Genomic DNA, 13,183 nt, shown 5'->3' on the forward strand with positions numbered 1-13,183 from the left:
GGGTAAAAATACCCACTTGATCAACTTCATACGTTTTGCCCGTCGACATCACTCGCATTTTATCGCCTTTTTTAAGCGAACCATTCGCGATACGAACCAACGACACAACACCAAGATAACTATCAAACCATGAATCGATAATCAAAGCTTGCAACGGTAACTCAATATCTCCTTTTGGAGGTGGAATACGTGCAACAAGGGCCTCAAGAACATCTTCAACTCCTAAGCCACTTTTAGCACTGACACGAATAGCATCATGAGCCTCAAGACCGATAATATCTTCAATTTCAGCAATGACACGCTCTGGCTCGGCTTGTGGTAAATCAATTTTATTGAGAACGGGTAAAATTTCCAAAGATTGATCAATAGCTGTGTAACATACAGCTACTGTTTGAGCCTCCACGCCTTGAGCAGCATCTACCACTAAAATAGCACCCTCACAGGCAGCAAGAGAGCGGGACACCTCATAACTAAAATCAACATGGCCTGGTGTATCAATAAAATTGAGTAAATAGGTTTTACCATCACGTGCTTTGTAATTCAAAGAAACACTTTGAGCTTTAATGGTAATACCTCGTTCACGCTCAATATCCATAGAATCAAGCACTTGATCGGCCATTTCTCGATCAGACAAACCACCACAAAGCTGGATAAATCGATCCGCTAGGGTAGATTTACCATGATCAATGTGGGCAATAATAGAAAAATTACGAATTCGCGTTAAGTCGCTCAACTGAAAAACCTAGTAATAAATTAGGCTATTCTAGCTGAATTCTTAGCATCCAGAAAGTACTCCATAGCACTACTTCTATTTTAGTGGATCATCCGATAGAGAATAGAATCATTTTATTCGCAATAATTTTTTCTAACGGTTGCTATCATTTAGCTGATAGTAAAGTCTGAATCTTTTTTATCCCCTGGTATTTCTTCTCGTATTTTCCCTAAATCCTTTTTAAATTGCTTCACATGATCTGTTTTACTAATGAGTTCAGCAGGTTTTATACCATATACTTTATAAGCAATGCCCATCGTTATAAGTCCAGGGAAAAGTCCCATTAAAGTTAATGCAACAAGCCCTATTCCTTTAAGCCAGCTTTTTCCAGGTTTAATTTTCTCATCATGATCAGTTTGATTTTTAAACCACTCTAAATTGGTGAAAGGTTGGTTCTTTTGCTTAGTGTCACCATATGTTGGAAAGTACCTTTCTGTATTCAAAAATGTATAAAATTGAGTAATTTTCGTTTCAGCATTAATTTCTTTGCTATTTAGGAGAATAAGTAGTCTCTCCATCATTCTTTGCACTTCTTTGTGGTTCATTGTTCTTTCATTCGGTGGAATATTATAAAGCTGATCCCTACAATTTTCGGTGAGTTTGATAAGCTTTTTAACACTCTTTTCAAGTTCTTTTGTTTGGGCAGAGGATTTTTTAACTTCAGGTACTGACAACTTAAACAAAGCAGAAGATGGCTCTATATCAGGTTTTTTTTCGCCATTATCACGCTTATAGGCAGCGCTTTTTCCAGCAGCTAAATCCTGCCTTTCGTACTCTTCTTTACTGCATTTGCATTGTTGCTCAAATGTCTTTCCAATATTTTTAGCAACATATTCTGCAGTTTGTTTACCGCCATGGCCATCATAAACTCCTAACAAGCAAGGTGTGGTTTTATTTGTAATTGTTTGAATTGCTACTGTAATGTTATCTTCATTGCTAGCATTGAACCGCGCAGACTCCGACAACTCTATGGCTAATTGTTCTTCATTTAGCATGCCTGGATTTGGAATGTTTTTTAAAATACTGAGCAGATACTCTTCATGATCTTGTTTCTGATTGCGCCATTTGCCTGGACCATCCGTAAAACCATCAGAGACCGCCATTATTTGTATTTTGCCGATCTTTTGAGGATCAATTTTAAGGTCTTGGGCAATTTTGGAAATATTGGTAATATCGATATCGGAATCAGAAGAGATTCCTTTGTAACGATGATCACCGATACGACGTGAAACAAGTGGACCATCTGATTTCCCATTAGGGGAATTCGGCCTCAACTCGCCAAACATATTGTTTCTGCCTAAAGCTCCCCCCTCAGATTCGATCCGCGATTGCTCATCTTTATCACTTACATTATGGGTATTTGAATTTAATCGGACAACTCCTAGAGCATTACCTTCATGATCATAAAGAACGGCAAATGAAGAAGCATCACCTACAGTGGCAGTAATTAAATTTCCTTTTCCATCATAAATGGTAGTGGATGCAGTGGTGCCACTCCCATTCTGGGGAACATTCTCATCCAATGTTTTATAGGTTGTCCACAGGCGCTGGCCAATTTCTTTGGGAGTCAACTCCATCTCAGGTAATACTTGGCTTGCAGCCCTATCTTCTTGATACTCTCTTTGATTCTGTAGCTGAGCATAACCATAGTGGTTGTTTTTATCTAATACTGATTTGTCGCCCTCTGAAGGTACGTTAGCCATGATCTTCTCTTCAATCTTAAAGATGTTTAATTATATATTAACATATGTCAATATGATTAATTTTATACCATAATAGCCAATTAATATTTTAGAGCTCCATTGGAAAGAGAACAGACCCATCTTAAAACTCACCAACTAGTGAAACTGTAAGATGGGATTACAGACCACAATTAAAAGATGAAAGGCACTTCCTTAGCACAAGCTACACCGACTAATTGGAACGCTCTTACGACATCTTGAGTTTTATACTTGTATTGATAGGCTGCTTGGATCACTCCACAAGCCGCGCTATTGAAATTCGTAGTCGGTGTCCAATAATTCATATTGGCATCTAACATCACTTGGAAAGCTTTATCTACCGACCACCCTGGGGTTGTACTCAATAAATAAAATGCTTTATTAAAAACACCACTTGAATAGTGCACATCCAATCGCGATGAATAATTTCTAGCGTTATCAATCGAATAACCATCTAGTGGGGGATTATTCATGTAGCGGAGTGCTCTTTTTACCTTGCTGGTTTCTAAACCTATCGTCCAGTCTTTGCCATTCCAAATCCAGGGATATTTGGCTCTAAGATAATTTTTGAGAGCGAATTCCGCCATGTCTGAAAAAGATTCATTAATTCCTCCAGATTGTTTGTCATAAACAAGTGCAGAAAAGTTATCCGTTATTAAATGTGCAAACTCATGGCCTGAAGTTCCTATATCGGTGAAAGGAGCATCCTCCGAACCGCCATTACCAAAAACTAATTGAGATGGCCCCCTAATCCCCGACTCACGCATACATATTGGAGAACAGGCAAAAGCATTAGCGAAATCATTAATGTGCGTATAGATACGCAGTGGTAAGGTTTTACCAACAGGCATTTTTACATGATACTTTAATACGTACATATTATAAGCTTCTGTCACAAAATAAGTAACATCGTTGATAGGCGACCATCCACCATTCGCTGGGGCATAACCTCCATCAGTCAAGTTACGGTAAGTAGGAGCACTGCAAGCATATTTAAATGGAGCTAATTTATAAGTGGTCACCTCCGAACTGGAAACCGGCAAACCAAAAGGAATATCATAAATGGATTGATTTCTTAAATTAATCACTTGAACGATGGAAGTAGCCGTATAACAAACGCCTCCCTTAAAAGTAATATCCATTTTGCCTATGGTATTTAATTTTGCTTGTACAGTTCCAAATTGATATCTTCCTGGTCGATAAGATAAATTATTGAAGCCAACTCCTCCTATACCCTGCCCTATCGCTGTCGTCTGTAAAGCATTCCAAAACCGTAATATCTCACCAGTATTCGCATCAATAATAAAATGAGGTAACGCAGGGCCATTCTTGTTTTTAGTGGCGTATGAAACTAAATAAGCCAAAACCGCCTTATGAGACTTCTTCTGTAAATAAATGATTTTTTTAATGTGAGCTTCATTGGTTGTAGGTGAGTGAGTTAGTGCAATTTTTTTGGCTTCTTCGCCTGAAATCTTACCATCCAAATCAGTAACATCTTGGGAAATACCTTTAACCAGCTGTCCTGTAACCATGGTTTCAACACGGCTGGGTGAAACATGATAAATTACCTGAGCCCCCCAGACGAGCACTCCATGGTAGTATTGATCATAACGAACATGGCTGACGTGTGAATGATCAACATTCCCCCTAGTAAATTGCAGTGTATTTATTGTGTTGCTGGTGGTGGTCATTTTAGGCAGGTTTAAACTGCTTGGCACTGTTTTTTTTTGAATAAGGGAGAAATCATTTAATAAACCTTGATCATCCATGTTTCCCCAGATTGTTTCCATTGTTGCCGCATAACTATGAGAAATGCCAAATAACGATAAACCTATTCCTAAATTTCGCAGTAACTTCCGTTGTAGTAATTTCATGCAATCGTTTCCTTATAAAACATAACAGGCAACAATAAAATACCGATATGCTCACTCCTGAGCAATTATAAAAACTTATTATTTTTTAAGAGACATAGAAAAATAAGGATGCCTTTGGATACAAATCAAATGATGAGTTTTTCCCTGATTAAAATTGCAATAATCATTTGCTGTTGATTTTTTGTTATACTACACTCAACTTTTTTCGAAAAGAAAGGATGACCAATGCGACGCTCTCTCACGCTCTTCTTCACCTTAATTACATGCTTCATTTATGGGGTCACCCAAGCCGATTCAGCCTTTATTCAACGTAAAGATGTTCAACAGTTCATTAATACCATGGTTCAAAAACATGGTTTTAACAAAAAAGAGCTGACTCAAGTCATGGCTGATGTCAAACTACAACCCCAGATTATTGAATCAATGAATAAACCCTACGAAAAAAAATCCTGGGATGTCTACAAACAATTATTTTTGACTCCTGAAAGAGTGCAAGGTGGCATCGCATTTTGGATGGCTAATCGTGAAGCCCTTGAGAAAGCTGAAAAAAAATACAAAGTTCCTGCAAATATTATTGTAGCCATCTTAGGAGTTGAAACTATTTATGGTAAAAACCAGGGTAACTATCGCGTCCTTGATGCTTTATCCACTTTAGCTTTTAACTATCCAAAGCGTTCTAAATTTTTTACTAAAGAACTTGGTGAATACTTACTACTTTGTCGCGAACATAAGGTTTCACCCATGCAGTATATGGGTTCCTATGCAGGTGCCATGGGGAAACCCCAATTTATGCCTAGTAGTTATCGATACTATGCTGTTGATTTTACCGGCAATCCCAAAAAAGATTTGATGAATGATAATGAAGCCGTCATTGCCAGTGTGGCTAATTATTTTCATAAACATGGCTGGAAAATGAATCAAGGTATCGCTCAGCCGGCAAAAATCGAAGGCAATCACTATAAAAAAATTAATACTAACTATAAAAGTGCAGCCTATCATTGGCAGCAATTACAAGCCGCTGGGATTAAACCTTTAACAGCCTCACTGCATAGCCCAGCAAAAGTTGGCTTAATTGAATTTAACACCCCCAAAGGCGCTGAGTATTGGCTAGCCTATCCTAATTTCTATGTCATTACTCGCTACAATACGAGCCCTCAATATGCGATGGTCGTTTATTTGTTATCCCAACAACTAAAAATGCAATGGGCGACAGCCAATCTTGGCAAAAAATTCGCTTACGTGTAAGCTTAAGCCTATAACCCGAACAATTGCTCCGAAAAGCACAAACGTCTTAAGTGGTTCGGAGCAATAAAACCAGAAAGTGATTTAATCAAGGACGCCATGTGGCTACATGCTTTCTATTTATTCATCACCTCACTGAAAATGGCTGCTTAAGTTTAAGCTTAGACGAGCAGGGACAAGTAGTAGCCCCACTTTTAGAACGTAGTTTTAGTGAAATTAAATCCCTACAAAAGAACTGCCAAACAATTCTTGTTTTACCAACTCAGCTTTTTAGCCTTCATCGTATTAACCTACCTTGGCTTGCTGAAAAAAAAGCACGTGCAGCACTTCCTTTTGCTTTAGAAGACAAGCTGGCACAGAATGTAAGCTCACTTCACTTTGCTTTTGATCGTAACCACTATCAGGACGGGCATTATTTGGTAGTCGTTGGAGATAAAGCTTATCTTGCCGAATTAGTAGCAAAACTGGATGAGCATGAAATTAATTTTGATATCATGACATTAGATTGGTTTGCTCTTAATAAATATGAGGTTGCTGTTCTTGATTCTTCCCTATTAATCAATGATGATCATTTTCAAGGTGCTTTGAGTACGGATTTAGCTGACTTTTATTTAAACCAATTAAGGACAATAGAAGCAGAGCATTTTTTTCATGTTTTTACTGATAGCTCCTCATCCTTGCTTATTATTAAAAACAGCAAACCTATAGACAACAAAGAGGTTTCCTTTATCTGGCTCGCCCGCCGTTTGCAAAGGGCCAAAATAATTAACCTTTGCCAAGGCGAATTAGAGCATGAAGGGAGCAAAAATGTAACCCGACGTTGGTCTCAAGCCGCAGTAGTCATGAGTTTAATCTGGTTTCTCTCTCTGCTCGGTAGCAATGCTATTAGACTTTATTACCTTAACAAGGATACCGCAGTTGTTGATACTCAAATAGCAACTATTTATCATCAATTTTTTCCAAAGGCACAACAGGTCATTAGCCCCAAATTCCGCATCTCACAATTACTTAAAGCAAATCAAAGCAGCACCGATACCAGTTTTTGGGTTTTATTAAACGCTTTAGCGAAAGCTTCTAAAAATACCACGATGAATTTTGAACAAATTCGCTTTCAAAATCAGACCCTATTAGTCACTTTAACCACTAAAAACTTTGAAGAACTGGAAGATTTACAAACTCATTTGCAAAAAACAATCAAAGTTAGACAAACCCAAGCCTCAACTGAGAATGAAAAGGTAGTGGGCACCTTGGAGCTAAGCTTGTGATCAGCTATTGGAATAATCTTAATCAAAGAGAGCGTTGGATGGTCGGCATCGCCATCGCGTGTATTGTTTTTTATTTATTTTATCTTTTTATTTACTCCCCTTTAACAACGGCAGTCAGTTCTAAGACCTTACAACTGCAAGAAAAAAGAGAAACTCTCGCTTGGATGCAGCAAATTCAGCATCAACCTCAAAATAAGAAAATACCGCAGCCTATCACGAATGCCAAACTTCTTACCTTAATAGGAAGCCAGCTGAATAATGGTTCATTACGGAAATTTGTTTACCAATTACAACAAACTGGTCCCGGAGATATTCAATTATCTTTTGAACAAATACCCTTTATCCCATTTTTAACCTGGCTTTGGGCATTAACCAATGACTATGCCATTGTCCTTAAACAATTTAGTGCTGAACGTACGGAGACTCCTGGGGTGGTGAAACTCACCATCATAATCGCTACAAAATAAAATTTTGATGTTTTAGAGTAATCATTCAGTTCATTCGTGAACCCGCAGGATCCACGTATTGTCATAGTCATAGACCTATTAATCTCCTGCATTTTCCTGGATTTTGCTCCAATTTTTAATATCCGCCCCTTGTTTAAGATCGGGTGGAAGACTATTTAGTGCTTTTTGCGCCTCTTCATAGCTATTATAGGTACCATAAACTCCTTTGTAGTAAGAAGAGCCATTGCCACGATAAGCCTTTATTTGAGCTGTGCGGTTGTTTTTAGGAACCCGATAAAGCTTTCCAGCCACTTGCGATGCTTTTTCTCCTTCAGCAACCTCAATAGTATATCCTTGAGGGTTTTGTCCATTAACCCAATCTCTATCCACATCTTTATGGGAGGTTGGTGAATGAGCAAGGCCTACATGATAAGAATCTGGCACCTTAACTTCACCTTGCTGATAACGATAATCAACACCTCCGTCATAGCTTTGATAATAAGCAGTTGTATAGAGATAGGGTTGATCATTCGAATAAGTTATGTAATCGGTTTTTTGATAAGTAGTACACCCTAAGAGACAGCTCACACAAAAGAAAACTGTCAAAAACCCTAGCTTATTCATGATGTTTCTCCCTTGTTAAGCTTGTCAAAACAAGCTCTTATTCTTTTACGGGATGGCTCTCATCCACGCCAGATTGATTTACTCTCTGACTATGTTATCTTCAAAGTCTTAAAAAACTTTAGCGTTTCTGTTGTTTCAACGCAAACAATCGCATAAAGTATTGGATTTGCATCTTTTAATTGTAATGTGGACACATAGACGCTCAGGGCAAAATCATCAACGAGGCAACCAAGACCACCGTGATCCTTATGAAAGAGATAGAACAAGGGTCATTCATTGCCCTGCTTTTCGAAGGCTCCAACGCAAGACACAAATTTTAGGAACCGATGAAGGCGATTTTCATCGAACCCGCCTAACGCATTCTCTTGAAGTGGCTTCCATTGGACGTAGTATCGTTCGAAATCTAGCAACTAACCAACAGCAAAATGTATTGTCAGGTTTGCTACCTAATGATGACTTAATTTCTGTTATTTGCCTGCTCCATGATATAGGCCACCCGCCTTTCGGTCATGGTGGTGAAGTAGCTTTAAATTATATGATGCGTGATCATGGTGGTTTTGAGGGAAATGGACAAACATTACGTTTATTAACAAAAGTAGAGGATAGTTATGGCGCCTACGGCATGGACTTAACAAGGCGCTCGTTGTTAGGGATACTCAAATATCCTGTTAACCGCAATCAAGTCGTTGCTCAGGCGCTACCTAAAACAGTTGAGTCACTTAATAAAACGATTCGCGTCAATGATTGGCTTCCTCCCAAAGCCTATTTTGCCAGCGAACAACCTGAAGTGGATTGGCTTCTATCACCTTTTAGTGAGGAAGATAAAACTCTTTTTCAGTCTTTGATTACTTTGCCTCATGCCAAACAGCATGGTAAACCAGCTTACCACAGTTTTGATTGCTCTATTATGGATGTTGCAGATGATATTGCTTATGGCGTCCACGATTTAGAAGATGCTATTCATTTACATTTAATTAATCGAGACCAATTGGATAATGAACTTTTTCGCAACCTTCTTTCAGCAACACCGCTTGCAAGAAACCAAGACCGCCTTATTAACTCTTTATTTAGTCAAGAGCTTTGGGAACGCAAACAAACTATCGGTGAGATGGTTAATTACTTTATTACAGCCACCCAAACTACGATTACCGATGAATCTTTTGAAAACAATCTATTAAAACACAATATTATTCTTCTTCCTGAAGCAGCAGCCTTGCTTGATTATTTCAAAAGTCGTATTTATCAACATGTCATTGATTCACAAGAGGCACGCACTTTTGAATACGGCGGTCAAACAGTGGTACTCCGACTTTTTGAAGCAATTAGCTCTAATCCCGGGAGCCTGTTAGATACTAAAAATCGTGATCGATTTCATCGGGCTGAAAATGAAATAGCTGCCTTTAGGATAGTGTGTGACTATATTGCCAACATGACCGACGAATATGCCTACCGTATGCATGAGCGCTTATTTGGCTTTAATACACGAACCATTTTTGAAAGACTTTGATTTTCTTATCAATATTTTCCAATGCTGTCCCATCATCCATGAATACTTCGTTCAAGCCCGCATTTTTAATCCTTTTCTCTCCAGGTAGAAAAAAATTTAATCTTTCTTCATCCTCAACTGCATACAAATCGATCCAATTGCTGTATAATATATTTACACATTGGAGGATTAATATTGACTCACACGAAATCTAACCGTATGAATATTGCAATTATAGGTGGAGGTTGGTACGGCTGCCATCTAGCATTAGCTCTAAAAAAAGCCGGTCATAAAGTAACTATTTTTGAAAAAAACAAAGACATTTTAAATGAGGTTTCTGGTAATTTTGGTATTAGATTACATAAGGGGCCTCATTATCCGCGCTCACCTGCTACCCGAGAAAGTTGCCACCAAGCTTTTGATGAGTTCTGTAATACCTATCCAGATTTTGTTGTCCATCATGAATACTCTATTTATGCTCTGGGTGAAGTTGATGCCTTAGGCAATCCTTCAAAAGTCACTAGAGAACAATTTGAACAAGTTTGTCATGAATCACCTGATTGCAAAAAAGTAGACGCAGAGAGCTTGGGTTATAAAGGATTACAGACAGCAATGAGCTTGGATGAACCAAGTGTAATCATCGGAGAGGAGTTAAGAGTACGTTTTCGCAGAATGCTTGAGGAAGCAGGTGTTAATATTCGCTGTGAAACGTTAGTTCAAGACTTGCAATCAGATGCCAATGGCACTGTTATTACCGATGAGCATGGCTTTGAACACCGTTTCGATTACACAATTAACGCTTCAGGATATCAATCTTTTATACCTACTGAGGCTCAAAATAATTTTCCGGTTGAGATGGAAATCGTCTACCAACCATGTTTAGGTTTAAAATATAAAGATCGTAAACCTACAAAAAAACCATTTTCTTTTATCGTTATGGACGGATGGTATCCTTGTATAATGCCTTGCGTGGAAAAAGCAACTTTTCAAGGTGACTATATCCTAACGCATGGCGCGTATACCATCATGGCCTCTTGCAAAACTGCATCAGAAGCTCATGCAGTACTCAACAAACTAACAGATGACTTTGTTGAAAAGAACATTAGATCTCGTGCAGCAAGCGAAATGGCGCGTTTTTGGCCTGAGTTTGCAGAACGCTTCGAGTACCAAGGTTATAAAAAAGCAGTACTTGCAAAAATTAAAACCAAGAATGAATTTAGAAGTGCCGTTACCTTTGGTACAGGTAGAGTTCTTCATGTTATACCTGGAAAACTGAATAATGTCTTTAGCGCTGAGCGAGAAATTAATGCGTTATTAGAGAGTAAAGATTGTTTACTTGAAAATGGCATTCATTTTATGAAAAATGGTATTCTTGACCAGGCTAGAGTAGAAATTCAAACAAAACCAGATAAGGGTGAACCTAATACCTGTAATTTGCAAACATTTGCTGACATAAAAAAAGCACAAGATGCAGCGAAGAATGGTATTTTTTCAACAAAAGCTGAAATGGATATGGATGCGGGAAAGAAACATGCTTACTCACCTCATTCTTTCTTTCACTATGTTCCCTCAATACCATCTCGCTGCTCAAGCCCAAAAATAGTAGGCACTTGTCAATAAAGGCTTTTAATCCGAGACAAATATGGTGAAGCAAAAAAAGAATGAAAAGCTTATTGTTACAGAGGGATTATTAACTAACACCATTATTGATTATCTTCCCGCTCAAATTTTTTGGAAAGATAAGGATCTGTTTTATTTAGGCTGCAACATGGCTTTTGTTAAGTCATTAGGTCTACAATCCAAAGAAGAAATCATTGGTAAATCAGATTTTGATTTACCTGTTTCGGAAAAAAACAGTGTAACTTATCGTGCAGATGATCGAAAAATTATCGAATCCAAACAACCTAAATTAAATATTGAAGAATGCCAGATTCTAATGGATGGGACAGAGCGAATTTTAAGCACGAGTAAGGTCCCGCTTCTCGATGAGAATGGTGAAGCTTATGGGGTTTTGGGCATTTACATTGATATCACGGATAGAATAAAAATGGAACGCTCTTTAGCGAAAGCCAAAGAGCAGGCTGAACTTTCCAATAGGGCTAAAACCGAGTTCATTGCTAACATGAGTCATGATATTCGCACTCCTGTAAGCGGTATTATTGGAATTTCCAGGTTATTGGAAGAACGTGTAGAGCATGCTGAAGAAAAACAATATGCTCAATGGATTAATGAAAGCGGTCAACAATTATTAAGTTTACTCAACAGCGTTTTAGACATTATCTCTACAAGCCACAGCATCGAAAATCATTTGGTCGAAGAGGAGTTTGATCTCTATCAAACCCTAAAGAATTTAATTAATCTGGAATTACCCACAGTAAAACTTAAGCAACTTGAATTAAATATTGATTTTGATGAAACCATTACACATACAATTATTACCGATCGAACCAAGCTCGTACGTATCCTTCTAAATTTGGTGGGGAATGCCATTAAATTCACTGATAAAGGTTCTATCACCATAATAGTCCGAAAACTTCGAGAAGATGACAACCATCAACTCATTGAATTTGCGATCGCTGATACAGGAATTGGTATTCCTTTTGAGTTACAACAAAAAGTCTTCGACCGATTTTATCGCATCAATCCCTCTTATAAGGGTAAATATGATGGTCATGGTGTTGGTTTACATATTGTCCAGAATTACCTCACCGTTTTAAACAGTGAGATTAAACTTGAAAGTGAGCCTCACGTGGGCACCAAAGTCATGTTTACTTTGCAAGTTAAACGTGGAGTAGAGTATGCGCTTGTGAATACATCTTTCATTAAAGATGAAGAGAATGTTGGAAGGCAAATTAAGACCTTCGCAACGCCTCCTTCTATTTTACTAGTTGAAGACAATCCTATTGCCCTTCGTATTGCCGAATCAATGCTAAAACAAGCAGATTGCCGATGTGTATCAGTTAACGATGGTGAAAAAGCGTTAGCACTTATACAGAAAAAACCCTTTGATTTAATATTAACTGATATTGGTTTGCCTGGTATCTCTGGGCAAGAGTTAGCAGAATCGATTCGTGCTATGGAAAAAGCTAATAATCAGGTTATGATTCCGATCATTGGTTTAACAGCTCATGCGGCTGAAAAAATAGAAGAAACCTGTATTCAGTCTGGAATAAACAAGGTTCTTACTAAACCCTTATCATTCAAAATGTTGCAAGAAACATTAATAATGTTCTTAAAACCGGAAGAAAAACAAAATATTATTAAATCTGAGCCTTTAGGCGCTGATTTGCCCTCGAAAGAAGAAGAATTATTTCAATTAGATAATTTTCCTCTTTTTGATATTCGCACGGCGCTAACCAATTTAGGTTCGCAAGAAACAGTCAAAGAATTATTGCAACTAATGATTCAGGTTGATTTACCTCAAGAAGAATCACAAATTCGAAAAGCTCACGAAGAAAATAATTGGAAAGATGTGGAGAAAGTTGCTCATAAACTCAAAAGCGGTGCTTTATATTGTGGAACTATAAAATTACAGTACGCTTGCCAATATTTAGAGCGCTATTTAAAAGCAGGGCATTTTCGACATCAGGAAAAACTGTATGAGCAGCTTAATACAGTTCTTACGCAAACAAAGATAGCCTTGAGCCATTGGCTTTCGAACTAGGCTCACCAAAGGTGGCGTCCCCAAGGGGATTCGAACCCCTGTTACCGCCGTGAAAGGGCAGTGTCCTAGGCCTCTAGACGATGGGGACC

At 38.1% G+C, this 13,183-nt stretch carries 10 protein-coding genes and 1 tRNA gene; 6 read left to right on the forward strand and 5 right to left on the reverse strand.

The features are described from left to right. From Lbru_RS17820 to Lbru_RS10565, 3 genes are all read right to left on the reverse strand, one after another. The coding region (locus Lbru_RS17820) for a GTP-binding protein (protein ID WP_238583869.1) at positions 1-733 on the reverse strand (733 nt) is incomplete at its 3' end. A 149-nt stretch (positions 734-882) separates the two neighbouring features. Next, a complete protein-coding gene (locus Lbru_RS10560; RefSeq protein WP_058442095.1) occupies positions 883-2,475 on the reverse strand; it encodes a PP2C family serine/threonine-protein phosphatase in 1,593 nt (530 codons plus the stop codon). Positions 2,476-2,645: 170 nt separating this feature from the next. Further along, positions 2,646-4,367 (reverse strand): M4 family metallopeptidase, encoded by a 1,722-nt coding sequence (locus tag Lbru_RS10565; RefSeq protein WP_058442096.1) that lies wholly within the window; start codon positions 4,365-4,367, stop codon positions 2,646-2,648. A 225-nt stretch (positions 4,368-4,592) separates the two neighbouring features. On the opposite strand from Lbru_RS10565, the gene mltB reads away from it, so the two are divergent. The 3 genes from mltB (at position 4,593) to gspM (ending at position 7,341) form a co-directional block, all read left to right on the forward strand. After that, the gene (gene mltB / locus Lbru_RS10570; protein ID WP_058442097.1) at positions 4,593-5,612 is read left to right on the forward strand and encodes a lytic murein transglycosylase B; all 1,020 of its coding nucleotides are present in this window, start codon (positions 4,593-4,595) and stop codon (positions 5,610-5,612) included. A gap of 98 nt (positions 5,613-5,710) precedes the next feature. Next, complete coding sequence (gene gspL, locus Lbru_RS10575; protein WP_058442098.1) at positions 5,711-6,874, forward strand: type II secretion system protein GspL; 1,164 nt, start codon at positions 5,711-5,713, stop codon at positions 6,872-6,874. Next, complete coding sequence (gene gspM, locus Lbru_RS10580) at positions 6,871-7,341, forward strand: type II secretion system protein GspM (protein WP_058442099.1); 471 nt, start codon at positions 6,871-6,873, stop codon at positions 7,339-7,341. Before gspL ends, gspM begins: the two co-directional genes overlap by 4 nt. Positions 7,342-7,419: 78 nt before the next feature. Here the strand turns inward: gspM and Lbru_RS10585 are convergent, their stop codons facing one another. Next, positions 7,420-7,944 (reverse strand): hypothetical protein, encoded by a 525-nt coding sequence (locus tag Lbru_RS10585; protein WP_058442100.1) that lies wholly within the window; start codon positions 7,942-7,944, stop codon positions 7,420-7,422. Positions 7,945-8,128: 184 nt separating this feature from the next. On the opposite strand from Lbru_RS10585, the gene Lbru_RS10590 reads away from it, so the two are divergent. The 3 genes from Lbru_RS10590 (at position 8,129) to Lbru_RS10600 (ending at position 13,094) form a co-directional block, all read left to right on the forward strand. Next, a complete protein-coding gene (locus tag Lbru_RS10590; protein ID WP_058442228.1) occupies positions 8,129-9,451 on the forward strand; it encodes an anti-phage deoxyguanosine triphosphatase in 1,323 nt (440 codons plus the stop codon). Between the two features lie 174 nt (positions 9,452-9,625). After that, positions 9,626-11,050, forward strand: a complete 1,425-nt coding sequence (locus Lbru_RS10595) for an FAD-dependent oxidoreductase (protein ID WP_131793480.1) — start codon at positions 9,626-9,628, stop codon at positions 11,048-11,050. A gap of 22 nt (positions 11,051-11,072) precedes the next feature. Next, positions 11,073-13,094 carry a PAS domain-containing hybrid sensor histidine kinase/response regulator gene (locus Lbru_RS10600; RefSeq protein WP_058442102.1) on the forward strand — a complete coding sequence of 674 codons (2,022 nt, stop codon included), beginning with the start codon at positions 11,073-11,075 and terminating at the stop codon, positions 13,092-13,094. A 12-nt stretch (positions 13,095-13,106) separates the two neighbouring features. Here the strand turns inward: Lbru_RS10600 and Lbru_RS10605 are convergent. Beyond that, positions 13,107-13,182: transfer RNA gene (locus tag Lbru_RS10605), tRNA-Glu, on the reverse strand. Between the last annotated feature and the right edge of the window lies 1 nt (position 13,183).

The sequence above is a fragment of the Legionella brunensis genome, assembly GCF_001467025.1.
Taxonomy (GTDB): Bacteria; Pseudomonadota; Gammaproteobacteria; order Legionellales; family Legionellaceae; genus Tatlockia; species Tatlockia brunensis.

Bases quoted from the DNA above. Each gene is read 5' to 3' on its own strand.
- Lbru_RS10560 (WP_058442095.1), bottom strand. From the start codon at position 2,475: ATGGCTAACGTACCTTCAGAGGGCGACAAATCAGTATTAGATAAAAAC.
- Lbru_RS10565 (WP_058442096.1), bottom strand. From the start codon at position 4,367: ATGAAATTACTACAACGGAAGTTACTGCGAAATTTAGGAATAGGTTTA.
- mltB (WP_058442097.1), top strand. From the start codon at position 4,593: ATGCGACGCTCTCTCACGCTCTTCTTCACCTTAATTACATGCTTCATT.
- Lbru_RS10585 (WP_058442100.1), bottom strand. From the start codon at position 7,944: ATGAATAAGCTAGGGTTTTTGACAGTTTTCTTTTGTGTGAGCTGTCTC.
- Lbru_RS10590 (WP_058442228.1), top strand. From the start codon at position 8,129: ATGTGGACACATAGACGCTCAGGGCAAAATCATCAACGAGGCAACCAA.
- Lbru_RS10600 (WP_058442102.1), top strand. From the start codon at position 11,073: ATGGTGAAGCAAAAAAAGAATGAAAAGCTTATTGTTACAGAGGGATTA.